The sequence below is a fragment of the Bacillus mesophilum genome (genome assembly GCF_008923265.1).
GTDB lineage: Bacteria > Bacillota > Bacilli > Bacillales > Cytobacillaceae > Cytobacillus > Cytobacillus mesophilum.
Map to the genome: position 1 here is coordinate 342,592 of NZ_WBOT01000003.1, position 26,734 is coordinate 369,325.

A 26,734-nucleotide genomic window follows, 5' to 3' on the forward strand; every position below is an offset into this window, starting at 1 on the left:
AAGTACCTAATGACTGAGCTTTTCTTTCCCTTGGAGGACTGAGAATGAGTTTAAAGAAATTTGATACTAAAGCACTTGATTTAATATTGCAGAAAATGATTGATACAGTCGGAACGAGCAAAGATGAAATCTTTCGAATTGGCGAGCAGTGCCGTAAGGATTATGAAACATTAACGGACGAGCTCAAAGAGGTCAAGCTGAACGTGGCAAAAATTATCTCTGCTGGGGACGACCTTGATGTAAAGACAAGGTTTGCCCGGAAGCGGCTGTCTGAGGTCAGTATGCATTTCAAGGATTACACAGAAGTTGAAGTGCGCGAGGCATACGAAAAGGCTCATCAGCTGCAAATGGATCTTTCCATGAACCGGCAAACAGAAAAACAACTGAGAGACAAGCGTGATGATATCGAAAGAAGGCTTGTAACCGTTCATGATACGATTGAACGCGCTGAGCACCTGATTTCGCAGATTACGGTTGTGATGAACTACTTAACAAGTGATCTCAAGCAAATGGGCGAGGTTTTGGAGGATGCAAGGCTAAAGCAGGAATTTGGCTTGAAGATCATCGAAGCACAGGAAGAAGAAAGAAAACGCCTGTCGCGTGAAATCCATGATGGACCAGCCCAAATGATGGCGAATGTCATGATGCGCTCTGATCTAATTGAACGAGTATACAAAGAGCGCAGCGGAGAAGAAGCAATTCTGGAAATCAAGAGTCTGAAGAAAATGGTCAGAAGTGCCTTATATGAGGTGCGGAGGATTATATATGATCTGCGGCCAATGGCGCTTGATGATTTAGGACTTGTTCCGACTTTAAAAAAATACCTGCAAACGATAGAAGAATATCATCAAAACGTTCAAATAAATTTCCAAAATATTGGAGCAGAGCTGCGTTTGCCTCCTCAATATGAGGTTGCGTTATTCCGGCTTATTCAAGAGTCGGTTCAAAACGCCTTGAAGCATGCACAATGCTCGGATATTTCGGTCAAGCTGGAAATCCGCAGCGACAGAGTGGCAGCGGTGATCCGCGACAATGGAAAAGGATTTAATATAAAAGAGAAAAAAGGGGATTCCTTTGGTATTATGGGAATGCGCGAACGTGTTGAACTTGTTGAGGGTCAGCTTTCCATTGATTCAAAACAAGGAAAAGGCACAGTCGTTATTATACAGATCCCTTTAAGCTTATAAAGCAAGCGATATAAAAGAGAGAGACCTTGGGAGGCGGAGAATTTGACAACAAAAATCGTAATCATCGATGATCATCAGTTATTTAGAGAAGGGGTTAAAAGAATTTTAGACTTTGAAAATTCTTTTGATGTAGTAGCAGAAGGAGATGACGGCAGCGAGGCAATGGATCTTGTTGAGAAGTATCGCCCGGATGTCGTCATTATGGATATTAATATGCCAAATACAAATGGTGTTGAAGCGACTCGTTTGCTGACTGAAAAATATCCAGAATCAAAAGTCATCATCTTATCAATTCACGATGATGAAAACTATGTAACACACGCATTAAAAACAGGTGCAAGCGGGTATCTGCTAAAAGAAATGGACGCAGATGCTTTAGTAGAAGCGGTTAAGGTTGTCGCGGATGGCGGATCTTATCTGCATCCAAAAGTAACACATAACCTTGTTAACGAATACCGCCGTTTGGCTTCTGAAGGGACAAACAATCGCAGTACGTATGTTCAAGTGGAAATTCGCAGACCGCTTCATTTGCTGACGCGCCGTGAATGCGAAGTCCTTCAGCTGCTGGCTGACGGAAAAAGCAACCGCGGAATTGGCGAAGCTTTATACATTAGCGAAAAAACCGTTAAAAACCATGTGAGCAATATTCTGCAAAAAATGAACGTAAACGACCGTACACAAGCTGTTGTTGTAGCGATTAAAAACGGCTGGGTTGAGGTTCGATAAAAAAATCTGCACGTAAAGGGGGACGCCCTTTACGTGTTTTTTTGTCATGAAAGAAATTAGGCACGCAAAATTTGAATTCTATATTTTATATCTTGAAGTAAAGGAATAAGTATATGTGTAGATTTATAAGACTTCTTTTTTAAATGTGAGAGAAACCATGGTGAGAGCTGATACTGCCATTTCGATCACAGCTTTAGTATCAGATTGATGTTTGCGTGCTTTTTGAATCATCAACACGAGCTTTTCTATATCTTGAGGAGAAGAATTGTGTATGAGCCACTCTGCTAGCTCGGAACCAGTGAGCTGTTCCTTAAGAGCAGGGATTATAATAGTATCGTGTTTTTGTAATTCGTTCCGGAGAATATTGTGATTAAAAACATTTTTGCCTTCATAGTATTCACGATCCTTATACAGAAATCGAGAACGAAAAAAGTCTTCCAAGTACTTCTAAAGCCACCTTTCTTATAAAATTTGTAAATTCAACAAGTATAGAGTTTAACACATTTGTTAGAAATTAGAAGATGTTTGCAGATTCACGTAATTTTAAAATTTTTCTATATATATTGCCTATTTGATTTAAAGCCAGATCTTTATTAAATATTTACATAGGGATCTGTAAGAATCTGCTTGTAAGTAATGCAATTTTCCATTCATTCATATAAAATAATAGAAGAACATATAGTAGAGAAAAAAGGATAAGGATGGTAGCTCTATTTATGAAAACAGCTGTTGTTACAGATAGTACGGCATACATACCTCTAGAAATACGAGAAAAATTGAACATACATATGATTCCTCTAAGTGTGATATTCGGCAATGAAACATATCAGGAGGAAGTAGAAATTACCGCAGATAGCTTTTACGCAGAAGTCAAAACGAAAGAATTGCCGACAACTTCTCAGCCGCCAGTTGGCGAGTTTATGGAGCTGTTCGAAAAGCTATCAAAAGAATACGATGAAGTTATTTCAATTCACCTTTCAAGCGGAATAAGCGGTACATTCCAAGGAGCCGTGTCAGCTGGAAGTCTGGTAGAAGATATCAAAGTATTTCCTTTTGATTCAGAGATCAGCTGCATGGTTCAAGGCTTTTATGTCTTAGAAGCGGCGGAAATGGCAGCTGCCGGCAAAAATGCGGCAGAAATCATGGAACGCCTCGAAGAAATGCGCAAAACCCTAAAGGCTTATTTCATGGTGGACGACCTTTCGCACCTGCAGCGCGGCGGACGCCTATCAAGTGCCCAGGCACTAATCGGCAGTCTTCTCCAAGTAAAGCCCCTATTGCACTTTGAAAACAAACTAATTGTGCCATTTGAAAAAATCCGCACAAGAAAAAAAGCGATGAAACGCATCGTTGAACTGCTCGGCGAAGCAGTCAAAGGCGGAGAACCGCACCGTGCAGTGATTATCCATGCAAACAGGGAGCAGGAAGCAATTGAGTGGAAAGCAGAACTTGAGGAACAATACCCGCATGTTGAATTTGTGATCAGTTACTTTGGACCGGTTATTGGCACTCATCTTGGCGAAGGTTCGATGGGACTTGGCTGGGTGAAGAAATAGAAAATGAGAAAGCACCATTTCCGCTGGGCGGGGGTGGTGTTTTTTGTTGTCTAGGATTGGCGGCTGACGCATGTTTGGTGTCGCTTATTTTTGGGAAGCGGAGGTACTCGATTTGGAGTTTGGCGTGGCGGATATTTGAAAATAACAGGCGGATATATTTTTTAGCTACGAATCCTAAATCCCCACCTCTTAAAAACTGACCACCACACAAATCCATGCTAAAATAAACATAAAAAGAGGTGAACTCCTTGAAATTTATCCTGCAAGACCACAAACTAAAGCTTGCAGCCTCCACAGATCCAGACAGCAAACCCATCATAGCACTCACCCAAATCCCGCAGCCAGAAACAAACCCAAGTTACTCTTTCAGCCAAAACCTTCAACATTTTCTGCAAGGCCGAATGCTCCTTCACGACGAACTACCCTTTCCAAAAGAACAACTCCATGAACATTATGAAAATGGCTATATCCACTACAAAAAAGGAATCAGCATCGAGAAAGGTAAATCAAAATGCACGCGCTGCGGAAACAGCAGCAGGCATCAATTTGCAGCATTTCCTTGTGCCCGCTGCGGCGAAAGAGAATGCTTATATTGCCGGCAATGCATCATTATGGGCAGGGTCAGCAGCTGCACACCCCTTTTAACATGGACAGGTCCTCAAATACAGCGAAAAGAATCAGTACCACTGAAATGGGAAGGAACGCTTTCCGAAGGGCAGGCACATGCTTCAAAAAAAGTCACCGAGGCAATCAAAGTGAACGGAGAGCTGCTCGTTTGGGCGGTTTGCGGAGCAGGGAAAACGGAAGTGCTTTTCGCTGGCATTGAGGAGGCACTAACACAAGGAAAACGTGTTTGTATCGCGACGCCACGTACAGATGTTGTCCTCGAGCTCAGCCCGCGTCTTCAAGCTGTTTTCCCTGATATCAAAGTGGCGGCTCTTTATGGAGGAAGTGAAGACCGCAATGAAAACAGCGTCTTAACGATCTCAACCACACACCAATTATTCCGCTTCCGTGGCGCGTTCGACACGATCATCATCGATGAAGTCGATGCCTTTCCATACTCAGCGGACGTATCCTTACAGCGTGCTGCTCAAAACGCACGCAAAAAAGTTTCGTCCCTCATCTACCTATCAGCAACCCCGAACGAAAAATGGCAAAATGAATGCAAGCGAGGAACCCGTCCTTTTGTGACCATACCCGGCCGCTACCACCGCCATCCTCTGCCAGTGCCTGAACTGAAGTGGTGCGGCAATTGGGAGAAAACCTTAAAGCGCAGAAAACTTCCCCGAATTGTAGAAGTATGGATTACGAAGCGACTAGCAGATCAAACACCCGCTCTTCTTTTTCTGCCTAAAATTGAACTGATGGAAAAACTGCTTCCATACATGAAAAACTTTGATGCACGTATTGAAGCGGTCCATGCGGAGGACCCGCAAAGAAAAGAAAAAGTACAGCGGATGCGGAACAAGGAAACACCGCTGCTTGTGACGACAACGATTTTAGAGAGAGGGGTTACTTTTCCTGGTGTAGATGTTGCGGTGCTTGGCGCGGAGGATCGCATTTTTACAGAAAGCGCCCTAGTGCAGATTTCCGGCAGGGCAGGAAGAAGTGCGAGCCAGCCGAACGGAAATATCACTTTTTTTCATTATGGAAAAACAAATGCAATGAATAAGGCATGCAGGCAGATCAACGGCATGAATAAAGAAGCGTTTGAGAAAGGGCTGATTGATTATGTTTTGCCTGGGATGCGGAGCTGAATTAAAGAAAGCGGTGAGCTGGCATAGTTTGTTTGCGAAGGAGGAAGATTCTGTATTATGCCATGAGTGTTTAGAGAAATTAGAAATGATCACTGGCGAGGTTTGCCGTCTCTGTTCGAGACCGATCGGGCAAAACCGATACCAGCAGGATGGAATGTGTCTGGATTGTCTGCGATGGGAGGAAAACGAAGTGTGGTCCGGTGTTTTGGATCGTAATATTTCGGTGCTGATGTATAATGATTATTGTAAGGAACTGATCGCACTTTTTAAATATAGAGGTGATTATGCTGTGGCAGCTGCGTTTGCAAGCTTGCTGAAACACAAGCTCCAAACCTTAACATACGACCTCATTGTACCTGTCCCGCTTAGTCCCGAGCGCCTTTATGAGCGGGGATTTAATCAATCCGAAGCCCTCATTCTTTCATTAGGAAAAGAACCATTTCACCTCCTCTCCAGAAAACACTCTGAAAAGCAGTCGAAAAAATCCCGACATGACCGTATTCATCTACCGCAGGTGTTTCAGTTAACTCAACAGACAAATTTATCCGGTAAACAAATTGTCTTAATTGACGATATATATACAACAGGATCTACATTGCGGCATGCAGCCGTTCTCTTAAAGGAGGCTGGTGCCAAGACGGTAACTTCACTGACCGTCGCGCGCGGGTAGAGTCCATAACTGATCTAGTGGAGATAAGAAAATTAGAGGTGGAAACAATGGCTGAACTATCAAATTGCCCTAAATGTGATGCACTCTTTGTCATGAATCAATTCCGAAACATTTGTCAAAACTGCTACAACGAAGAAGAAAAAGCATATGAAACGGTTTACCAATACATTCGCAAACGTGAAAATCGCACAGCCATGATGAACCAGGTTGTCGAGGCAACTGGCGTGGAGGAAACACTGATCCTCAAATTTATTAAAACTGGGCGCCTGAAACTGGCACAGTTCCCGAACCTTGGCTATCCTTGTGAAAAATGCGGCACATCCATCCGCGAAGGGAAAATTTGCTCAAGCTGTGCAGTCTCCCTGCGCAAAGAACTGCAAAATCACGAAACCGAAGAAGAACGCAAAAAAGACATCGAAAAACGCGACAAACAAGGCACCTACTTTGTCTTCGATGACAAATTGAAATAACAGCAAAGTGAGGCGAGTAGGGAAAAAGTCACAATTCTTACTTGCTTTTCTTTTCTATTTGGGTTTGTTGTTTGGAGCGGAAGGGTACGAGACTCCTGCGGGAGAAGTGAGAAGGATGAGATCCCGCAGGCGCAAGGCGCCGAGGAAGCTCATCTCTCACCCGCGGAAAGCGAGTACCCTGCAGCGGAAAACAACACGCAGAAACTTTATATGCAATAAAATCAGCATGTATAGATAAGTAATTTTTACTAAATGCTAAGAAATATTTAAAAATCTGCGTTTTTCACCGATAATAGAAGTAAGAATCATTTTGCACGGAAACGAAAGTGAGTGATAAACAATGAAAATCAATAATATTGGAACTTCAGGAATGAATCCGTATAAACGCCAGATGAACAAAATCGATCAAACAAGCAAAAATGCGGCATCTGCGTCTGATAAAATTGAGATCTCTTCTGCAGCAAAAGAAATGCAGCAGGCATCTTCAACAACACAGGCCCGCCAGGCGAAAATTGACGATTTGAAAATTCAAATTGAAAACGGCAACTACAAACCGAATCCAAAAGATATTGCGAAAAGCATCGTCAGCTACTACACAAAACATTAAGGAGGGAAGCGCATGTCTGCCACTGCTCTTATAACAGCTATGGAAAATTTGCTGAAGCTGCACAAAAGTCTTAATGAGCTTGCGATTAAGAAGACCGACATTATAAAGGCTGGCGACATGCCTGCCCTTGATCAAATGCTGAAGGACGAGCAGTCCCATGTTGCTGCGATTGAAAAAATGGAGCAGCTGCGGCAAGCTGCCTGCAGCAAGGTTGTTCAGCAGGAAAAACCAACGCTTGAAGATTGTCTTCCTTTCTTAGAGGAAGATATCAAAAATAAAGCCTTAACCTTGAAGGACAGTCTGGTAAAAGAAGTGGAAGCACTGCAGGAGCGCAATCAGCTTAATCAGCAGCTCATTTACCAATCACTGCAATTCGTCAATATGTCTATGAGTCTTCTGCAGCCGCAATCTGTGCAGAACTTTAATTATACAAATCCAAAGAGTAACCAGTCTAAACCGCAAAAGGGCATGTTCAATTCACGTGCGTAGCCTTACAGCGATCGGAGGATAACGATGAGATCATCATTTATGGGGTTAGAAACAGCACGCCGCGCACTTTTCACGCAGCAGGGTGCTTTATATACGACTGCACATAATATTTCAAACGCAAACACACCAGGCTACTCCCGTCAGCGTGTTAACTTCAACCAGACGGAAGCCTATCCATCCATCGGCATGAACAGTCCGCTACTGCCAGGGCAAATGGGAACAGGTGTTGAAGCTGGCTCTGTACAGCGTATCCGCGAAGGATTCCTAGATTCACAGTTTCGTAGTGAAAACAATAAATTTGGATACTGGAGTTCCCGCAGTGAGGCTTTAACACGAATGGAAGACGTGATGAACGAGCCTTCCGAGGATGGGTTGGCTCAAACGCTTGATCGCTTCTGGAATTCTCTGCAGGATCTTTCCGTTCAGCCGGAAGACTCTGGTGCACGATCGGTTGTAAGACAGCGCGGAATTGCAGTAGCTGAGACGTTCAACTATCTATCAGGCCAGATTCAAGCCCAAAAAACAGACCTGGGTAATCAAATTGATCACTCTGTGAAAGAAATTAACTCTCTCATCAGACAGATCCAAAACATCAATAACCAAATCGGTGACGTTGAACCGCACGGCTACCTGCCAAACGATCTGTACGATGCTAGAGATGCGCTTGTTGATCAGCTATCTGGGTTAGTGAATATTAAAGTTACTCCAGCACCGAGCGGCGGCATGGCCAGCAGTATGGCTGAAGGCAAGTATACGATTGAAATTTTAAACAGTAATGGCAAATCAGTTGGCACACTTGTTGATGGGAAAAATAACCTCATTAACGAAATGACCGTTAAAAAGGATCAAGAATCTGGAGCAGTGACTGGCTTCACAGTCGGCAACAAAGAAATAGCTGCTGCAGATTTCACTTCAAACGGACAACTGCTTTCACAGGTGCAATCATTTGGATATATGGATGCAACCGGAGCTCAAGTGGGCGAATATCCAAAAATGCTAGAAAACCTTGACCTAATGGCTTTCCGTTTTGCCAATGCCTTTAATGCTGTTCATAACAGCGGCTGGAGCATTACTGAAATTCAAAATGGTGCAAAACAAGGCTTTGACTTCTTCACTTTTGAAGGGGGCGAGCTGCGGTCACCAGAAGGTGCAGCTTCCAAGTTGAAAATCTCTGATGATATTAAAAACGAACTGAATAATATTGCCGCATCATCAAGCGGAAAAATGTTCAGCGGCGGCATTACGGCTGGAGGAGCAAACACTTCGACTGGCAATCCAACTGTTCTTGGTGCTTTTGCAGGTGTCACTTCAACGGATACACCACCTGTTGTCCATGATCAGGTGAAAATAGAAGTTTCATATAATGGTGGACAGTGGACATATACAGCAACTGATATGAATACTGGCAACCCAATTGCTGGGCATGAAAATCAGAATGTACCGGAGAACATGGAATTATTCGGTCTTAAATTAGATACATCTACGATTAAAAATCTCAGCGCTGGCGATAGCTGGTCATTTGACCTTGAGGGAACGGGTGTGAATCCTTCCAATCAATCCTTTGTCGGAGACGGTTCAAATGCATTAGCACTTGCCAATGTGAAAGACAGCAATATGGAATTCAACGGCTCAACATCGAGCATCATGAGCTTCTATCAAGGAATCATCGGCCAAATGGGTGTAGATACAGAAGAAGCCAACCGCATGGTCCGTAATACAGGAAATCTAGTAGACACAGTCCAATATAACCGTTCATCTGTTAGCTCGGTTTCCCTGGATGAAGAAATGACCAATATGATTCAATACCAGCACGCCTACAACGCTGCCGCACGGCAAATGACTGCCATCGACGAAATGCTTGATACAGTAATCAACGGCATGGGCAGAGTCGGCAGATAAGGAGGAAACTAAATGCGCGTAACACAATCCATGCTATCAGCCAACTCGCTGCGGCATATACAAAACAGCTATAAAAACCTTGGTAAGCTTGAAGAGCAGCTTACAACTGGTAAAAAAGTAAGCCGTCCTTCAGACGACCCTGTAGTTGCGATGAAAGGCATGCGCTATCGTTCTCAGGTAGTTGAAGTGGAGCAGTTTAACCGGAACCTTTCAGAAGTTTATAACTGGATGGATAATGGGGATGCAGCTTTGGATGAAGTGAACTCTGTGATGCAGAGGATTCGGGAGCTTACTGTTAAGGCGTCGAATGATACTTATGAAGAAAAACAGCGTCAAGCAATCGCAAGTGAGGTTGACCAGCTTCGAAATCATTTGGAGTCTATTGCGAATACTAGAGTCAATAATAAATATATATTTAACGGATCTGATACTTCTGGAAAACCAGTTGATTTAAGTAAGATTGATCAGGAAGTAGATTTATCTACTATTGATGCAAACAACGCTAAAGATTATGCCCTTTTTGCTGAAGATGGAACACAGTTGCTGTGGAATGATATTAGCGGAGGATTCATTGATGCTAGCGGAGCAAAAGTAGAGGTCCCAGTAACTGGTGACTATATCGCAAAGGAAGTTGGCGCGGTATCAGTTAACCAAAAAGATGTGAATATTGAAGTTTCAAAGGGGGTTAACTTGAATGTTAACATAACCCCTCAAAATGTATTCTCTCTTGATTTCTTCTCTGATCTTGGGAAACTTGTGTCAGATTTAAAATCACCAGAAACCACAGGTGATGATCTAAGTAAATCAATTGGTGTTTTGGATGGTCATGTTGATAAAATTATCTCTGAAAGAGCGGAACTCGGCGCTCGTTACAATCGTGTGGAAATGGTTGAAAGCCGCCTTTCCTCTCAAGAGATTATCGCTAAATCAACCATGTCTGAAAACGAAGATATTGACGCAGAAAAAACAATCATCGAACTAACATCTCAAGAAACATTGCACCGTGCTTCTCTTGCTGTAGGTGCAAAGATTATACAACCATCTCTAATTGACTTTTTACGTTAAGCTATCAAATATTGATAGCTTTTCTTACTATTTAAGATAAAAGTGGTGAGACTATGAACATGCCATCTTTGCAAGTGCATCAAACGAATGCAAGCATAGGCATTAATTATTATCAGCCAAATATGAAGATTCAGCAGCCGCAAGCTGATATGCATATCGAACAGCCTGCAGCTACACTCGACATTCAATACAGAAAATCAGAGTTGAATATTGATCAAAGCGAAGCGTTTGCGGACGTTGACCAAAAAAGTGCTGCAAGAAGAACGAGAGAATGGGCTGAGCAAGCAAAGCAAATGCTTTCTGCTGGAGTAGCAAGAAGAGCTCGTGAAGGCGACCAAATGATGCAGATTGAAAATGGTGCTAATGCGGTTGCACAAATTTCCAAGCAAAAGAGCAATACGCCTCTGAAAGAGATAGGAATCGGTTATTTGCCTAAAACACCTTTTCGAGTGAAGATTGATTATGACCCAGGCGAGGTGGATGTGAATTTCACCCCCCATAAACCCAGAATCGATGTAACTGCAAACAAACCAATTATCCAACATGAGAATTGGCGAGCAGAAATTTACTTACAGCAAAAAGAATCGTTTGATCTGGAATTTGTAAACCTTCAGATGGACAAGTATGTATAAGAGGTGACAGATGGTGAAATTAGCTACGAAATATCAGGGCGAACAAGAAATCAATGAGAACCAAGTTATTCAATTTCACAGTGGTATCCCTGGCTTCCAGGATGAAACACAATTTGCATTGTTGCCTTTTCTAGAGGACATGCCATATTTTATCCTTCAATCAACCCAAACAGCAGAGTTAGCCTTTGTTGTTGTTGATCCGTATCCTTTCTTTCCAGACTATCAATACGAGCTGCCTGAAGCGATAGTTGATTCTTTACAAATTGAAAGTCCTAACGATGTTGCAACCTTTGTGATCCTTACATTAAAAGAGCCATTCTCAGATTCTACTGCTAATCTGAAAGGTCCAATCGTTATTAATGTAAAGAAAAATGAAGGAAAACAGTTAATTCTTAATGATGTTCAGTATAAAACAAAGCATTTACTTTTTTCTGCCTCAACAAAGGAGGAATCCTGATGTTAGTGCTAACAAGAAAGCGAAATGAGTCTATTATTATCAATGATTCGATTGAACTTACCGTTCTGTCAATTGACGGTGATCAAATAAAGCTTGGCATCAATGCACCGAAAGATGTAGACATACATCGGAAAGAGATCTACCTGCAGATTCAGAAGGAAAATAGTGAAGCTTCTAACCTTCCAACCAACTTGTTAGACTTCCTAAAAAATAAAAAATAAAAAAGTAAAAATAACTGTAAAACTATTAAACAATATGCCGATATAATTTATAGAAGCTGAAGGGACGGCCGCCCTTCAGCCCAGCTAAACTAAAACTACCACATGGATGTGGGACACTTAAACTCAGGGAGGAAACACACAATGATTATCAACAATAATATTTCAGCGTTGAACACTTACCGTCAAATGGGCGCTAACCAAGGTGCAAACGCAAAATCTATGGAAAAACTATCTTCAGGTCTTCGCATCAACCGCGCTGGTGATGATGCTGCAGGTCTAGCAATCTCTGAAAAAATGCGCGCACAAGTTCGCGGTTTAGACCAAGCTAGTCGTAACTCTCAAGATGGTATCTCTATGATCCAAACAGCTGAAGGTGCTCTTCAAGAAACACACAACATCCTACAACGTATGCGTGAGCTTGCTACACAAGCTGGTAACGATACAAACGTAGAAGTTGACCGTGAAGAAATCCAAAAAGAAATGAACCAACTTACTTCTGAAATCAACCGTATCGGTAACACTACTGAGTTCAATACACAGAAGATCCTTAATGGTGGAATGGATACTACTGGTGGGGAAAAAATTACTGAAGCTACAAGTGCTGAAATCACTACTACTGGAACATTTTCAGATGCTGGTGCAACTGCAGGTACAATCAAAGTAGACGGACGAACTTTTGACCTTGCTAACATGACAGCTATTGAAACTGGTGACGATGAAGACGATGCAATCTCTAAACTTAAAGATTTAACTTCTGGTGGAGTAAAACTTTCAGAACTTGTTGACATTGAAAATGATGGTGGTCAAATTAAAATTACTGCAAAATCTGAAGGTTCAACAAGTACTATTGAAATTGGAGCAACTACGACTATTGGTGGTCTTGCATTAGATGCTGGTGAAGTTAAAGGTGATCCAACTACAATTGAAAAGGTTGGTATGCAAGGTGCAGACGCACTATCAGGTGATTTAGCTGAATTAACTTCTTCTAATAATACAATTAGTGTTAAAATCGGAACTGATGATTTTGCTGATGTTGATGTAAAACAGATTGATGTTAAATTAGAAGAAGGCAAAGCTTACGATTTAGATACTGATAAGGGTCGTGCTGAGTTAATTAAAGACATCAATGCAGGCCTTCAAAAAGCTGGCTTAGATGGTCAATTAACTGCTTCTCTTTCTAAAGATAATGAACTTCAATTAATTTCGCAAACGGGTAAAGACTTTGCGGTAGATACAACTTCTTCATTCTTAGCTGCTTTAGATACTGCTAGTGGTGGTAATGCAGGAGATTTATCAGGTGGAATTGAAAATGTTGAGCAAGTAGTTGGAGCAGGAGCACAAGGTTCTGGCTTCAATGCTAAATTCCAAATTGGTGCAAACCAAGGTCAATCAATTAACCTTAACATCAACGATATGAGAGCAGCTGCTCTAGGTATCACTGGGAATGCAGGACAACAAGGTTTCACTGCAACTAACAGTGTAACTAACGGTACAAACGATGTTAAAGCAGAAGCAGCTCTTGACGTTTCTACTCACGAAAATGCATCTGCTGCTATCACTACAATCAACGATGCGATTGAAAAAGTATCTGCTGAGCGTTCTTCTCTAGGGGCTATCCAAAACCGTTTAGAGCACACAATCTCTAACTTAGGTAATGCTTCTGAGAACTTATCAGCTGCTGAATCTCGTATCCGTGACGTAGACATGGCTAAAGAAGTAATGGAAATGACTCGTACAAACATTCTTTCCCAAGCTTCTCAAGCAATGCTTGCACAAGCAAACCAAAAGCCACAATCTGTCCTTCAATTACTAGGATAAAAACAGGCTATACTTCTAAAAGGGGCTCTAGGTTACTAGAGTCTCTTTTTTACTAGTTGAGTTATCAAATAATTAAGAAAATTTGTTAGCGTATAGTGTTGTATAGGGGAGATTAGGATGAAGTTAGAAGCTGATGTGGGGTTAAAGTCCATTTTATCTGCACCGACTGTTCAAAAAACAGATAAAACAGAACAAGCAGGGCCAGTGAAGCCTTTTGCTGAGACAGAAAAAAAAGAAGAAAATCAACAAGAGATATCGAAGAATTATTTAGAAGAAAAAATTAACGATACAAACAATTTTTTAGAGCCCAATTTTACTTCTGTAAAATTCCAGCTCCATGAAGATTTAAACCGCTATTACGTTGAAGTCATTGATTCTGATTCAAAAGAGGTTGTGCGGGAGATTCCTGCTAAGGAGTTCCTCGATATGATCGCAAAGATGACAGACTTTTTAGGTGTATTAATAGATAAGAAGATATAAGCTGCCAAAAGAAGGGACAATTGTTCCTTCTTTTTTTCTTCAAGTTCTCATTTTATTGCCGATATAATACATAGATGAAATAAGAGCGGAAGAAAGGAACGATATAGATGCCTAGTATACGTTTTGGAGGAATCGCCTCCGGATTAGATACAGAAAGTATTATTAAAGATATGATGCGTGTAGAGCGACTGCCTGTTGATAAGTTAAAGCAAAAGAAGCAAACAATAGAATGGCAGCGGGATTCATATAGAGAAATGAATTTATTATTAACAAGTTTTAGAGATAAGACGCTAAATATGCGTTTACAATCTACTTACACAACAAAGATTACAAATTCTTCAAATGCTGATAAGGTAACAGCGACTGCGCAATCAACATCGGGGAATGTATCGTATACGCTTTCAAAGGTGAAACAATTAGCGACATCTGCTACAAATTCAAGTGCAAATAAAATATCTGCCTCACAAACTGATAAGATCAGTACAACAGACAAGTTGTATTCTATGCAAGATAAATTGCAGAATGGTGCATTTGAGTGGAAGAGTACAGGTGATAGTATTAATGAACAAGTTAATGTGGATGTTGCTGGGAAGGATTTTAGCCTAAAAAAATCACTTTCAGGATCCATTGAAGAAATAAAGTCTGTAAGTGTTTCAGGTACAGACTATACTGTGGTGGAGAATATTGAAGATTTAACTGCGGGAGAAAACCAGGTGTTCGTTGATAAGTCTACAGGTAAAATGAGCTTTAGCAATGAACTGTCTGCTAATAGCCAAATTGATGTTAGTTATACTTCAGTTGTGAAAGATACAGTTACATTATCTAACACAGGAAACGAAGTTAATCTTTCACACGTAGGAATTACTGATCTGACAAGTGGCGCCATTACAGTTAAAAGTTATGTAAAAGATGCTGATGGAAACATTCAAAAAGATGCAAACGGAAACCCAATTGAAAACAGCAGAATGTTCACACAAGCTGATAGTCCTGATAATCTAGGTGAAGACGAGTTTTACTTAGACAAAGAAACAGGAAAACTAACATTTGGAACGCAACTTGATTCGGGTTCACGTGTTGAGGCCTCTTATCATCATAATTATTTTGATTTTGAAATGTCCACATATAATGAATCTGGTGAAAAAGTATCGGAATCCTTTCAGTTTGATGGGAAAGTTACCTTAACTAAAGTTATGGATACGGTTAATAAATCTGAGCTTGGTGTGAATATGTTTTATGATGAGTTCTCTGATAAGGTCACTATGACTCGTACAAAAACTGGTAATTTTAATGAAGCGGGCAATGAAATTCAATTTACTGGTAGTTTCCTAACAACTGGCTTACAGTTGTCTGAAGCGAATGAGGCGGGAGGAGTAAATGCACAATTTACCCTAAACGGTCTTGAAACAGAACGCACATCTAATAACTTTACCGTTAATGGGGTTACATTTACATTAAAGGATACATTCGATTCAACAGTAGGTGACCCACCTGTTACCGTATCTGTTCAGAATGATACTTCCAAGGCTTTAGACAACATAAAAAAGTTTGTAGAAGATTATAATGAGCTAATCGATAAACTTCAAGGCAAAATGAAGGAAGAAAAATTTCGTGATTATGCCCCACTAACGGATGAGGAACGAGAAGCCCTGTCAGATGATGAGATTGAAAAGTGGGAAGATAAAGCAAGAAGTGGATTACTTAGAAATGACCAAACTCTAAGCAGTCTTTTAAATAAGATGCGCAGCGACTTTTACACACCGGTTGCAGGCCAAAGTGATAGCATGTTCAGTCAACTATCCGCTATCGGCATCACCACAACCGCCAACTACCTGGATGGCGGAAAGCTGCAGATCAATGAGGAAAAACTGAAGGAAGCCCTCGAAAAAGATGCGGATGGTGTCTATAATTTATTCGCAGCGGATGGTCCTACTTCCAGTGAGCAGGGAATTGCCCGCCGTCTGCGTGATTCTTTGTCTAATACGATCACAACAATTACACAGCGTGCTGGTAATGGCATGCAAACCAACAGCCAGTTTACGCTTGGCAAAAATTTAGACGAGATTAATTCAAGAATTACCGATATGGAAGCACGTTTAACGGAAAAAGAAGATCGCTTCTGGAAGCAGTTTACCGCAATGGAAACGGCAATGCAGAGGATGAACGATCAAATGAATTATATGATGTCACAGTTAGGCATGAGCACAAACGCATAATAATAGAGGAGTGATCAGAATGGCTGTTAAAAATCCTTACCAAAAATATCAGCAGACATCGGTTAATACAGCATCACCAGCTGAATTAAGCTTGATGTTATATAATGGCTGCTTAAAATTTATGAGCCAGGCCAAACAGGCGATTGAGCAAAAAAACATTGAAAAGAAAAATGAATATATCCAGCGTGCCCAAATGATTATTCAGGAATTTATGGTTACCCTAAATCGTGATGTGGCAATGTCTGAAGACTTAATGCGTCTGTACGATTTTATTTTCCGCAAGCTCGTTGATGCTAACACACATAGTGACCTGACCGCTCTGAAGGAAGCAGAAGAGATGGTGCTTGATCTGCGCAACACGTGGAAAGAAATGATGCAAACCCAGAAAAAGCCGCAAATGGCGGGAAGTGAACAATAGTGTCCTCCATTCAGGATCTCTTGTTATGCAACGGAGACCTTTTGCAGATGCTGCGCAAAGGTCTTCCAGAAGACGAAAAACGCGAGGCTTATTTGGCAGATATCAATAAGCTTTTGGATAAAAGAAATACTGTTTTAATGAACGTGGACTTTTCTGATGGCTCTGTTCAGCAGCAAAAGGAACAGCTTATTCGAGAAGACGCAGAAATTAGAAAATTGATGGCAGATCAGCAAAACACAATCAAAGAAGATATAAAAAGACTTAAAGCACAGCGCCAAAAAAAGAGGCAATATGCCAACCCATATCAATCGCTGGCACAGCAGGATGGCATATTCTACGATAAAAGAAAATAGGTGAACCTTTTTGTTAAAAATAACGGAAGATCAGCATGTCCTCATCAAAGAGTATACAGAAGTACTGAACACCGTTGAGGAAGCATTTGAATATATCGTCGACAGTTTTACAAACCTGGAGAAAACAGAGGGAAATGTCCTGCTCGCGGATGTTTTCCAAGCACTGCCGCAAATCTTGACAGTTAACGAGCAGCTGAGCATCCTTTTTCAAGACTACCCATCGATTCAAAAAGTACTGCAAGTATTTGACGTGGTCATGGAAAAAGCAGAACTGCTGGATGGAAATTTCGACAATGCACAGGTCAAACAAACTGTCATCCGCGAACAGCTCTACCCAGCCTTCGCAGCATGGAGCGTCATGATTCAGCAAGAGTTAAAACCATATGTTGTTTTATAAAAAGAGTCCGGAGGGGTTTCCTTCGGGCTGTTTTGTTATCTTAATAGTAATTTTTCTTCGTTATTTTGATATAATGATTTCTTCGTTAGATTTTAATGGAGATTTGCAGACTGTCTGTGGAATGAAGGTGGCAAAAAGAATAGGGTGAAAAAGTAATCTGCATACGAAGTAAGGTGAATTAAATCTTTATATAGAAGTTTATGCTTAGAACTACTTAAAAGTAGTAATTTAAGTTTTATCAACTACAAAACCTTACGAAACGTTCATCTTTCAATAACCAGCAAAAGGCTATAAAATTAAAGTATCTTATTTTATTAAAATAATTTATAATCTAGCATCTTCACCATAAAGACTCAGCATATTTCCCCGCACTATTTCTTTTTATAAGGAATTTTCATATAATACTGTTAATTACAGGTAAACAAAGGTGGTACATTATGGATGCAGTTGATAAGAGAATACTAGAGTTGCTGGTTCACAACGGGCGGCTTTCTTATGTGGATATTGGGAAGGAATTAGGTCTTTCGCGGGTAGCTGTTAGAGAACGAGTGAATAAATTAATAGATGATGAAGTGATCGAGCAGTTTACAGTTGTGATTAATAGCGGGAAATTTGGAAAAGGGGTATCAGCTTTTTTTAATATCGACTGTGAACCTAATTCTTTAGTGAAGGTAGCAGAAGCGTTAGCAGAAAACCCAAGTGTGGCGAGCTGCTATCAAATGACGGGACCCTCTACCTTGCACACACACGTCCTGGTAGACGATTTTGATGCATTAGAAAGATTTATTAACGAAGAACTTTACGCATTAAAAGGTATTACAAGAGTAGACAGTCAAATCCTGCTGCGCAGATTTAAAAGCAGAAGAGGATTAAAACTTTAGATGATAGACCCATTGTAGAGAATGGGTTTATTTTTTTTGCTTTGATTTAAAGTTGTATATGAATTCTACTTGTAAATGGGATTATTTTAGCAATATGCCCGTTGATCGAAACGGAATGGTGCGAGACTCCTGTGGGACGAGTGGGAAGGTGAGATCCCGCAGGTGCGCAGCGCCGAGGAAGCTCACCACCCGCCCCGCGGAAAGCGAGTGCCATGCAGTGAAGATCACCCACCCCCTCTTTCCTCTATGTAAACTCACCCTACAAAAGGAAATCAATGAAGAATATTACCTATCTTTCTGTATCCATTAAAAGGAATGTAATCCTTTTCATTTAGCCTATCGAAACATAAGTAATTTTGACTATTTACAATCTTTTAGAAATCAAAAAATGAATTATTATACCTTAAAGAAAATAAATATGACAAAATTGTTAAAAAAATTCGTATTTTATGTAGATTTTTCGTTTTGTATGTCATATAATCACTTTTATACAATTCTAAACATTAAGTAATTGAAAATTAGAAATCAATTAACAAATGGTAAAAAAGGGGGGCTGAAATTGATTTCAATGATTGTCAGAAGGTTTTTTCAACTGGTATTTCTATTATTCGGAATTTCGTTTTTGGTCTTTTCATCTATGTATCTAGCGCCAGGAGATCCAGCTTCCATGATTGCCGGGCCAACAGCCACAGAATCAGATTTAGAAGCCATTCGAGATAATCTCGGTTTGAATGATTCGTTTCTCACTCAATATGGCAACTATCTGGCTGGTATTTTCCAAGGGGACTTAGGTTATTCGTACCAAACAAAGCAGTCTGTTGCGGAAGCCATTTCGATTCGATTCCCAAATACCTTTAAATTGGCAGTAGCCAGTATGATCGTAGCGGTCATAATCGGTATTTTTGCAGGGTTAATCTCGGCACTGAAGCATAACAGCTGGCTGGATGTTACATCCACAACGTTTGCTCTAGGCGGAATCTCCATTCCGAACTTCTGGCTTGGTTCACTATTAATCCTTGTGTTCTCCGTTAATCTCCAATGGCTGCCAGTCGCTGGGCTAGCGGATCCATGGTATACGGTTGAAGGGATGAAGCAGTTAATTTTGCCGGCTATCACGTTAGGAACGGGATCAGCAGCGATGATTGCCAGAATGGTTAGGTCCTCAATGCTTGAAGTGGTTCGAGCAGATTATGTTCGCACAGCTCGGGCTAAGGGAGTTAAAGAGGGTCAGGTTATTTGGATACATACGTTAAAGAATGCGATGATTCCTGTTATTACTGTCATTGGTTTGAACTTTGGAGCTCTTTTGGGCGGAACAATTATTACGGAAAAAGTGTTCGCCATTAACGGGGTAGGGCGTTTGATGATTGATGCGATTGCAGCCCGTGATTTCCCGATGGTACAAGGCTCCGTTCTTCTTGTCGCAACATTATTTGTTTTAGTAAACCTGATTGTTGACATTGTTTATACATACGTCGATCCAAGAATTAAATTTCAATAAGAAAGGGGGATGACGATGGCTGAATTAGCAACAGCGCCGGGTGCGGGTGTCAATAAGGAAATCAAAAGAGAGCGAACCTTTGTGGTAACGATGAAGCGGCTATTAAAAAATAAGTTAGCAGTCGCAGGATTAATTATTATTATTCTTCAAATAGGAATGGCAATCTTTGCTCCACTGATCACTTTCCATGACCCTGTAAAACAGAATATCAATGCGAGTGAGCTTCCTGTCCTTAGTGAAGATCATTGGTTAGGTACCGATAACTATGGACGTGATGTATGGAGCCGGATTGTATACGGCGCAAGAATTTCCTTAGTCGTAGGATTAATCGCTGTAACGCTGGGACTTATTGGGGGAACGATTCTAGGTATGCTTGGCGGCTATTACAAAAAGCTGGATGGGATTATTATGCGAATTGTCGATTTGCTATTCTCATTCCCAGGTATTCTGCTTGCAATGTTAATTATCGCAATATTGGGAACAAGCTTGGTCAATGTGGCTATTGCGATTAGTATTTGGTCGATTCCGACTTGTGCAAGAATTGTCAGAGGTTCTGTTCTTTCTATTAAAGAGAAGGAATATGTCATGGCTATGAAATCACTTGGAGCATCTGACCTTCGGATTATGTTTAAGCATATCCTGCCGAACGCTTTTGCACCGATTATTGTATTTGCCACCATGCGGATGGCTACGGCGATTTTATCAACAGCATCATTAAGTTATCTTGGACTAGGCGCCCAGCCGCCCACACCTGAATGGGGAGCGATGATTTCACAGGGACAAGCTTTCATGTGGAGTTCGCCGCACTTAACCATTATCCCGGGTATTGCGATTATGTTAACCGTATTCGCCTTTAACGTGGTAGGGGATGGCTTAAGAGATGCAATTGATCCAAATATGGATATTTAAAAATAGGGGGATTTAAAATGAAGAAAAAGAATTGGTTGCTTGTATTTACAATCATGGCAGCACTTTTATTAGCAGCATGTTCAGGTGGTGAGTCATCTTCATCATCTGGCAGTGAATCTGGCGGAGGCTCAGAGGAAGTTGAATCTTTAACATATGCTTCCCTAACAGATGCAGTTGGTTTAAGCCCAATTATGACAAATGACTCAGCGTCTTCCAATGTAAATGAACATGTCTATGAAACACTATTTAAAAGAGATTCAGAAACAAAAGATTTCACACCGGTGTTAGCAGAGTCATATGAAAATCCAGATGAACTGACTTGGGTGATCAATTTAAAAGAAGGAATTAAATTCCACGACGGAACAGATTTTAATGCTGAAGCTGTTAAATATACATTTGATAAATTACGTGATCCGGCAACAGCTGCTCCTCGTGCAAGTTTATTAGAGCCGGTTGATACGATCACGGTTGTAGATGATTACACAGTCGAAATCAAAACGAAATATCCATATGGACCGTTTTTAGCAGCTCTATCTCACTCAAATGCAGCAATTGTAAGTCCAACAGCTGATCAAAAGCAAGATCTAATGAAAGAACCCGTTGGTACAGGTCCGTTCAAGTTTGTCAGCTGGACTCCTGGTGACCAAGTTGTATTAGAAGCTAACCCTGATTACCGTGACGGAGCACCAAAAGTAAAGCAATTCATTTTAAAGGTTGTACCTGAAGTTTCAACAGCTATTTCAATGCTGCAAGCAGGAGAAGTGCAATTTATTGATAAGCTTCCAACTGAACAAGTTAGCCGAATCGAAGGCATGAAAAACGTAAATATTGAAAAAGCAAATGGAACAGGACAATACTATTTAACTTTCAATTTCTCCAATGAAGAAAATCAAGATCCGGAATTTAGAAAAGCGGTAGCAAGTGCGATTGACCGTGATGCTTTTATTACAAAGTTAAATGGACTTGGTGTAAGAAGTGACAGTGTCATCGGACCAGAGGTATTTGGTTATAACGAGTCTGCTGATTCTGCAGGAACGGCATTTGACCTTGAAGCAGCTAAAGAACTAGTAGAGAAAAATGGTTATGGTGATCGTCCAATTAAATTACTGGCTGCCAACAGAGGTAATTTTGTACTAATGGCTGAAGTTGTACAGGCACAATTAGCGGAAGCTGGATTTGATGTGCAAATTGAGACAATGGAATGGGCAGCATTCTTAGATACTGCGCGTGCAGGTGACTATGATCTGACATTCTTAAGCTGGTCCAATGTAACAGCTGATGGTTCAGAATTGTTATACCCTAACTTCCATAGCGATAATATTGGCTCGTCTAACCGTGCGCAATATAATAACCCGGAATTTGATCAGTTAGTAGAAGCTTCAAGAACAACTACAGATCAAGATGAACGTTTAGATATTTTAAATCAGGCGAATGAATTAATGCTTCAAGACGATGCAGTTGTGATTATGTACCATGATGTGGTTACAGCGGCACTTAGTGATAACCTGGAAGGATTAATTCTTGATCCAACTGGACAATGGGACGTTTCGAAAGTTACAGGAAAGTAGGTTGCTAGTATGGGAGAGACATTACTTGAAGTCAAAAACATTGTGACTGAATTTCGCACAGCAGACGGGCAGCTGCCTGCTGTGCGTGATGTCTCCTTTTCACTGAAAAAGGGAGAAACACTTTGTATTGTTGGAGAATCAGGCTGCGGCAAAAGTATTACCTCCCTCTCGGTAATAGGTCTATTGCCGAGCAATGGAAAAATTACAAGCGGGGAAATTCTTTATGAAGGAGCACCGATTCATAATTTGCCGGCCGAAAAAATGCGCCAGATTCGCGGGAATAAAATCTCAATGATTTTCCAGGAGCCAATGACCGCTTTAAATCCAGTGCTGACGATCGGCTTCCAAATACGTGAACCGCTCATGCTTCATCACAAACTATCAAAAAGCGAAGCAACAAAACAAGGAATTGAACTTTTAAAACAAGTAGGGATTCCATATCCAGAAAAAAGAATAGACCAATATCCGCATGAATTGAGCGGAGGGATGAGGCAGCGTGTCATGATTGCCATTGCCTTATCGTGTAATCCAGGTCTCCTTATTGCGGATGAACCCACGACTGCTTTGGATGTAACGATTCAGGCTCAAATCTTAGATCTTATTAATGACTTAAAAGACAAGCTGAATATGGGTGTTATGATGATTACCCATGATATGGGTGTTGTGGCAGAAGTGGCAGACCGTGTGATGGTTATGTATGCAGGAAAGAAAGTCGAAGAGGGATTGGTTGAAGAAATTTTCAATAATCCTAAACATCCTTACACCATTGGACTGTTAAATTCTGTCCCAAATGTAGACGATCCTGATTTCGAATTAGAGCCGATTCCCGGCTCACTCCCGAGCTTAAATGAACAGATAACAGGATGCAGATTCCATGCCAGATGCAAATTTGCTTCTGATATCTGCAGAAACAAAGAGCCGCAGGTAATAAATGTATCTGATACACATAAGGTTAGCTGCTGGTTAGAGACGGAGGTGCACTAATGGCGGTCGCTGAACAGAAAGAGACAACAAATGCTAAACACGAGCCAAAGGTGCTCCTGGAACTCGAAGGAATCAAAAAATATTATCCGATTAAAGGCGGAATTCTGCAGCGGAAACAGGGTGATGTGAAAGCTGTAGAAAATGTCTCTCTAAAGCTGTTTGAGGGTGAAAGTTTAGGTGTAGTAGGTGAATCCGGCTGCGGCAAATCAACATTAGGCAAAGCCGTTTTAGGCTTAGAAGAGCTGACAGAAGGCAAAATTGTTTTCCAGGATACTGAAATCCAGGATCTAAAAAGAAGAGAGAAATTAAAGTTTGTAAAAGAAATGCAGATGATCTTTCAGGATCCTTTTGCTTCACTAAATCCTCGGCAGCGGATTGGGCATGCGCTTGAAGAAGTATTTACCATGCAAACTGACATGTCTGCAAAGGAAAAACGCAAAGCGGTTATTGATTTGCTTGTAGAGGTTGGTTTGAAAGAAGAGCATTTTTACAAATATCCGCATGAATTCAGCGGCGGACAGCGCCAGCGGATTGGAATTGCACGGGCAATTGCTCTAAACCCATCCTTTGTCATTTGCGATGAAGCTGTTTCAGCATTGGACGTATCTGTGCAGGCACAAGTATTAAAGCTGCTTAAAACCTTACAGGAAAAATATCAGCTTTCCTATTTATTCATCTCCCATGACTTAGGGGTCGTTCGCTATTTTTGCGATCGGGTACTGGTTATGTATTTAGGAAATACAGTTGAATTAGGCACGGTAGCTGATCTATTCAATAAGCCATTGCATCCTTACACACAGGCTTTGCTATCGGCTATTCCAAGGCCATCCGTTAATGCCAAGCGCAAGCGGGTCCGTTTGCAGGGCGACTTGCCAAACCCTGCAAATCCGCCAAGCGGCTGCCCATTTCATACGAGATGTCCCATTGCAGCAGAAAAATGCTCATCTGAAAAACCAGCGTGGGTTGAATATGAACCAAACCACTTCGCTGCGTGTCATTTTGCAGGGCAGCCTATACAGTGAGGTGAGTGGGTTATGGGGACAGGTTCCTTGACCCAGAACAGTGGGGCAGAGGGGACAGGTTCCTTAACCCAAACAGTGGGACGTAGGGACAAATTCGTTAACCCGCCGAATTTCAGAAGATTTTGCAGGATCTCTATAACAATCACATCCCCCTGCTAACTAGCAGGGGGTGTCTTTAACTCTAGCTCGTCTCATTCGAGTGTATACTAATCAGTTTGTACTCAAAAAATCAATCGAGGAGGAACCAACATGGATTTTTTACATCACCCCTTTGCTTCAAAGCGCCATACGGTTTTTGCTAAAAAAGGTATGGTTGCGACATCACAGCCTCTTGCTGCACAAGCAGGTTTAGAAATTCTGCAAAAGGGAGGCAATGCGATTGATGCAGCGATTGCAGCAGCCGCTGCTTTAACAGTAGTAGAACCAACATCAAATGGAATTGGCGGAGATGCCTTTGCTCTTGTATGGATAAAAGACAAGCTGCATGGCTTAAATGCATCCGGTCCATCTCCCGAGTCGATCTCTGTTGAGGCAGTAAAAGAACTGGGGCATGATAAAATGCCTGTACACGGGGTAGTCCCAGTCACGGTACCGGGAGTTCCGGCGGCATGGGCAGAACTGTCTAAGAAATTTGGGCGACTGCCATTAGGTGAAAGTTTAGCACCAGCTATTCGCTATGCTGAAGAAGGATATCCTCTTACACCGATTTTAGGGAAGTATTGGAAGCTGGCTTATAACCGTTTTAAAGAAAAATTTACAACAGAGGAATTTGCAGAATGGTTTAACACGTTTGCACCTGATGGAAAAGCTCCAGAGATCGGGGAGGTCTGGAAATCTCCAGGCCACGCTTCTACTTTGAGATCAATCGGTGAAACGGATGCTCGTTCTTTTTATGAAGGAGAACTGGCAGATAAAATAGAAGCATTCATGAAAAAGCATGGCGGATTTTTAGCAAAAAGTGATTTAAGTAAGTTTCAGCCAGAATGGGTTACACCTATTTCAACTAATTATAAAGGCTATGATGTGTGGGAAATCCCGCCGAATGGTCAGGGAATGGTAGCTTTAATGGCTTTAAATGTATTTAAAAAATTATCACCTCCAGCATGGCAAAATGCAGAAACCCTGCATCAGCAGATTGAAGCAATGAAACTGGCATTTACGGATGGCCAGGCGTTTATCACGGAACCAGATGAAATGCCAATCTCCGCTGAAGAATTATTATCCGATACATATGCAGAGAAGAGAAGTAAAGTGATCTCAGATACTGCGGCAGATCCCAAACCATATGAGCTTCCAAAGGGCGGCACAGTTTATTTAGCGGCTGCGGATGAGGAAGGAAACATGATTTCATATATCCAAAGTAATTATATGGGCTTTGGCTCAGGCATTGTCATTCCAGGTACAGGAATCTCCCTGCAAAATCGTGGCCATGACTTTAGCTTAGACGAGACACATCCAAATGTGCTAAAGCCTGGCAAGAGAACATATCATACCATCATTCCTGGGTTCTTAACAAAAGATGGCCAGGCAGTTGGTCCGTTTGGAGTAATGGGCGGATACATGCAGCCGCAAGGACATTTTCAGGTTGTCACGAACACAGTCGACTACTTGCTAAATCCGCAGGCAGCTTTAGATATGCCAAGGTGGCAGTGGATGAAGGGGAAAACTGTCCATGTGGAATCGGAATTTCCGAACTACTTAGTGCAGGCACTTGCCCGAAAAGGACATGAAGTGCATGTAACACCAGATGGAGGCAGCTTTGGGCGTGGCCAAATCATCTGGAGAGATCCGAAAACAGGAGTGCTTCAGGGTGGAACAGAATCACGTACTGATGGAGCAATAGCGGCTTGGTAAATGCACTGGCAAAAGAGCAGCCGCTAGAATCACCATCTCCCGCTCCACGCCCATATTGGAGAAGAAACTGGGATATCATGGCTGCCTTTTTTCGTGTTGGAATATTGGGATTTGGCGGGGGGCCATCGTCGATCCCCTTAGTGCATCAAGAAACGGTTAAAAAATATCAGTGGATGGATGAAGAAGAATTTGCAGATACACTTGCGATCGCCAATACGATGCCAGGTCCCATTGCGACAAAGATGGCCGGTTACATTGGCTACCGTGTAACTGGCATTGTGGGCTGTCTGGCAGCCCTGCTTGCAACGGTCGGGCCAACAGCCATTGCTATAATTTTTTTGCTGCAGCTGCTGCAGGAATTTAAAGATATTCCGTGGGTTCAGTTTATGTCACTGTCTGTTGTTCCAGTGGTAGGAGTTATGCTGGCTGTCATGACCTGGGATTTCGCGAAAAAGTCAGGGGAGTCACTGGGCTGGGTGAAAGGATTAATCCTTATTTTTCTTGCTCTTCTGCTGATGGAAGTGCTAAATTTGCATCCAGCCATTCTTATTTTAATGCTCATTGTTTATGTCTTCCTTCCAAAGAGGAGGTCATAGA

Annotated in this window: 27 protein-coding genes and 2 pseudogenes; 28 read left to right on the forward strand and 1 reads right to left on the reverse strand. The window is 41.5% G+C overall.

All coding sequences use genetic code 11. The annotated features are described in order from the left end of the window. Positions 1–44 precede the first annotated feature (44 nt). Positions 45–1,187 carry a sensor histidine kinase gene (locus tag F7732_RS11245; protein ID WP_151573958.1) on the forward strand — a complete coding sequence of 381 codons (1,143 nt, stop codon included), beginning with the start codon at positions 45–47 and terminating at the stop codon, positions 1,185–1,187. Positions 1,188–1,229: 42 nt separating this feature from the next. Further along, positions 1,230–1,913, forward strand: coding sequence for a response regulator (locus F7732_RS11250; RefSeq protein ID WP_066442522.1), 684 nt, complete (start codon positions 1,230–1,232; stop codon positions 1,911–1,913). Positions 1,914–2,036: 123 nt separating this feature from the next. On the opposite strand, the gene F7732_RS11255 is transcribed toward F7732_RS11250, so the two are convergent. Then, on the reverse strand, positions 2,037–2,354 hold the full coding sequence (locus tag F7732_RS11255; RefSeq protein ID WP_151573959.1) for a hypothetical protein: 318 nt from the start codon (positions 2,352–2,354) through the stop codon (positions 2,037–2,039). A 275-nt stretch (positions 2,355–2,629) separates the two neighbouring features. Between F7732_RS11255 and F7732_RS11260 the strand changes: the two genes are divergently transcribed. From F7732_RS11260 to F7732_RS11385, 26 genes and pseudogenes are all read left to right on the forward strand, one after another. After that, positions 2,630–3,469: a DegV family protein gene (locus F7732_RS11260; protein WP_151573960.1), complete on the forward strand. Its 840-nt coding sequence runs from the start codon at positions 2,630–2,632 to the stop codon at positions 3,467–3,469. A 248-nt stretch (positions 3,470–3,717) separates the two neighbouring features. Beyond that, entirely contained in the window at positions 3,718–5,229 is a 1,512-nt protein-coding gene (locus F7732_RS11265; protein WP_151573961.1) for an ATP-dependent helicase ComFA, read from the forward strand. Then, the gene (locus F7732_RS11270) at positions 5,204–5,899 is read left to right on the forward strand and encodes a ComF family protein (protein ID WP_240056601.1); all 696 of its coding nucleotides are present in this window, start codon (positions 5,204–5,206) and stop codon (positions 5,897–5,899) included. The genes F7732_RS11265 and F7732_RS11270 overlap by 26 nt, the downstream gene beginning before the upstream one ends. 47 nt (positions 5,900–5,946) lie before the next feature. Continuing rightward, the gene (locus F7732_RS11275) at positions 5,947–6,369 is read left to right on the forward strand and encodes a TIGR03826 family flagellar region protein (protein WP_151573963.1); all 423 of its coding nucleotides are present in this window, start codon (positions 5,947–5,949) and stop codon (positions 6,367–6,369) included. Between the two features lie 340 nt (positions 6,370–6,709). Beyond that, a complete protein-coding gene (flgM, locus tag F7732_RS11280) occupies positions 6,710–6,976 on the forward strand; it encodes a flagellar biosynthesis anti-sigma factor FlgM (RefSeq protein ID WP_151573964.1) in 267 nt (88 codons plus the stop codon). A 12-nt stretch (positions 6,977–6,988) separates the two neighbouring features. After that, positions 6,989–7,465, forward strand: a complete 477-nt coding sequence (locus tag F7732_RS11285; protein WP_151573965.1) for a flagellar protein FlgN — start codon at positions 6,989–6,991, stop codon at positions 7,463–7,465. 24 nt (positions 7,466–7,489) lie between these two features. Then, positions 7,490–9,364: a flagellar hook-associated protein FlgK gene (flgK, locus tag F7732_RS11290; RefSeq protein ID WP_151573966.1), complete on the forward strand. Its 1,875-nt coding sequence runs from the start codon at positions 7,490–7,492 to the stop codon at positions 9,362–9,364. Between the two features lie 12 nt (positions 9,365–9,376). Beyond that, entirely contained in the window at positions 9,377–10,429 is a 1,053-nt protein-coding gene (gene flgL, locus F7732_RS11295; protein WP_151573967.1) for a flagellar hook-associated protein FlgL, read from the forward strand. 53 nt (positions 10,430–10,482) lie between these two features. Further along, positions 10,483–11,061 carry a DUF6470 family protein gene (locus tag F7732_RS11300; RefSeq protein ID WP_151573968.1) on the forward strand — a complete coding sequence of 193 codons (579 nt, stop codon included), beginning with the start codon at positions 10,483–10,485 and terminating at the stop codon, positions 11,059–11,061. Positions 11,062–11,071: 10 nt separating this feature from the next. After that, positions 11,072–11,518 (forward strand): flagellar assembly protein FliW, encoded by a 447-nt coding sequence (gene fliW, locus F7732_RS11305; RefSeq protein WP_420837686.1) that lies wholly within the window; start codon positions 11,072–11,074, stop codon positions 11,516–11,518. After that, a complete protein-coding gene (gene csrA / locus F7732_RS11310; protein ID WP_151573969.1) occupies positions 11,518–11,739 on the forward strand; it encodes a carbon storage regulator CsrA in 222 nt (73 codons plus the stop codon). Before fliW ends, csrA begins: the two co-directional genes overlap by 1 nt. A 141-nt stretch (positions 11,740–11,880) precedes the next feature. Then, positions 11,881–12,282 (forward strand): annotated as a pseudogene (locus F7732_RS23450) (flagellin N-terminal helical domain-containing protein); the annotation flags it as partial. A gap of 810 nt (positions 12,283–13,092) precedes the next feature. Further along, positions 13,093–13,557 (forward strand): annotated as a pseudogene (locus tag F7732_RS23455) (flagellin); the annotation flags it as partial. Positions 13,558–13,674: 117 nt separating this feature from the next. After that, complete coding sequence (gene flaG, locus F7732_RS11320; RefSeq protein ID WP_151573971.1) at positions 13,675–14,037, forward strand: flagellar protein FlaG; 363 nt, start codon at positions 13,675–13,677, stop codon at positions 14,035–14,037. 107 nt (positions 14,038–14,144) lie between these two features. Then, positions 14,145–16,250, forward strand: coding sequence for a flagellar filament capping protein FliD (gene fliD / locus F7732_RS11325; protein ID WP_151573972.1), 2,106 nt, complete (start codon positions 14,145–14,147; stop codon positions 16,248–16,250). Between the two features lie 19 nt (positions 16,251–16,269). Beyond that, positions 16,270–16,668: a flagellar export chaperone FliS gene (gene fliS, locus F7732_RS11330; RefSeq protein ID WP_151573973.1), complete on the forward strand. Its 399-nt coding sequence runs from the start codon at positions 16,270–16,272 to the stop codon at positions 16,666–16,668. Continuing rightward, positions 16,668–17,021, forward strand: a complete 354-nt coding sequence (gene fliT / locus F7732_RS11335) for a flagellar protein FliT (RefSeq protein WP_476727084.1) — start codon at positions 16,668–16,670, stop codon at positions 17,019–17,021. The genes fliS and fliT overlap by 1 nt, the downstream gene beginning before the upstream one ends. Before the next feature lie 10 nt (positions 17,022–17,031). Next, positions 17,032–17,418, forward strand: coding sequence for a DUF8042 domain-containing protein (locus tag F7732_RS11340; RefSeq protein WP_151573975.1), 387 nt, complete (start codon positions 17,032–17,034; stop codon positions 17,416–17,418). A 437-nt stretch (positions 17,419–17,855) separates the two neighbouring features. Further along, positions 17,856–18,299: an Lrp/AsnC family transcriptional regulator gene (locus F7732_RS11345; protein ID WP_066442554.1), complete on the forward strand. Its 444-nt coding sequence runs from the start codon at positions 17,856–17,858 to the stop codon at positions 18,297–18,299. 559 nt (positions 18,300–18,858) lie between these two features. Beyond that, complete coding sequence (nikB, locus tag F7732_RS11355) at positions 18,859–19,800, forward strand: nickel ABC transporter permease (protein WP_151573977.1); 942 nt, start codon at positions 18,859–18,861, stop codon at positions 19,798–19,800. A gap of 9 nt (positions 19,801–19,809) precedes the next feature. Then, entirely contained in the window at positions 19,810–20,709 is a 900-nt protein-coding gene (locus F7732_RS11360; protein ID WP_420837687.1) for an ABC transporter permease, read from the forward strand. Between the two features lie 17 nt (positions 20,710–20,726). Continuing rightward, positions 20,727–22,277, forward strand: a complete 1,551-nt coding sequence (locus tag F7732_RS11365) for a glutathione ABC transporter substrate-binding protein (protein WP_151573979.1) — start codon at positions 20,727–20,729, stop codon at positions 22,275–22,277. 9 nt (positions 22,278–22,286) lie between these two features. Next, complete coding sequence (locus F7732_RS11370) at positions 22,287–23,261, forward strand: ABC transporter ATP-binding protein (RefSeq protein WP_151573980.1); 975 nt, start codon at positions 22,287–22,289, stop codon at positions 23,259–23,261. Then, a complete protein-coding gene (locus F7732_RS11375) occupies positions 23,261–24,283 on the forward strand; it encodes an ABC transporter ATP-binding protein (RefSeq protein ID WP_151573981.1) in 1,023 nt (340 codons plus the stop codon). The genes F7732_RS11370 and F7732_RS11375 overlap by 1 nt, the downstream gene beginning before the upstream one ends. A 249-nt stretch (positions 24,284–24,532) precedes the next feature. After that, on the forward strand, positions 24,533–26,137 hold the full coding sequence (locus F7732_RS11380) for a gamma-glutamyltransferase family protein (RefSeq protein WP_151573982.1): 1,605 nt from the start codon (positions 24,533–24,535) through the stop codon (positions 26,135–26,137). Between the two features lie 77 nt (positions 26,138–26,214). Continuing rightward, positions 26,215–26,733 (forward strand): chromate transporter, encoded by a 519-nt coding sequence (locus tag F7732_RS11385; protein ID WP_151574498.1) that lies wholly within the window; start codon positions 26,215–26,217, stop codon positions 26,731–26,733. Position 26,734 lies beyond the last annotated feature (1 nt).